Source organism: Mesorhizobium sp. M7A.F.Ca.CA.002.05.1.1 (assembly GCF_003998335.1).
In the GTDB taxonomy this organism is placed as follows: Bacteria; Pseudomonadota; Alphaproteobacteria; order Rhizobiales; family Rhizobiaceae; genus Mesorhizobium.
In genome coordinates, this window is sequence record NZ_RZQI01001591.1 from 1 (window position 1) to 555 (window position 555).

The window sequence follows — 555 nt, forward strand, 5'->3', positions numbered from 1 at the left end:
GCAGCCGCGCAAGGCATCATCGACCAGGCCCAGGCGGCGGCGGATGTGGCGACGGGCGCCATGACGACCGTGCTCGATCCGCAATTTGCGACCAAGGCGACGGCGGAAGCCTATTCGCCGGCGGTTGCGCCGGATTATATCAGGACTGCCGGCTATTCGCAGGTCGGCGACGGCCAAGCCCTCTACAGGAAGAATGGCACCATTTTGGCTGGCGGGGGCGGTCTGGCGATCACGCTGCAAGGTGGAGCGAAAGCCGGCTTCGACATCATCAACGCACCGAGGTCGAAGGAGATCAACATTCGCGCGGCGGGCGCCGACACGGCAGCCGGCAACAACAGGACCGCGATCGTCAACGCCATTGCTGCCGCCGGGCAGGGCAGGCTGATCATCCCGGCTGGCACATTCTCGCTGGCCGGCAATATCGACATTCCGCAGGGGTTGACGGTCGAGTTTGATGACAGGGCGCTTTTGCAGCGTACCGAGGACGCCATGCACCTTTTCAACCTGAAGGGCGACAACCGTATCATCGCGCCGAAGGTTAACGGCGCCTGGAAT

1 protein-coding gene is annotated in these 555 nt (G+C 63.6%); it reads left to right on the forward strand.

Going from position 1 to position 555, the window contains the following annotated elements; genetic code table 11:
- The coding region (locus EN939_RS38440; RefSeq protein WP_164751650.1) for a hypothetical protein at positions 1 to 555 on the forward strand (555 nt) is incomplete at both ends.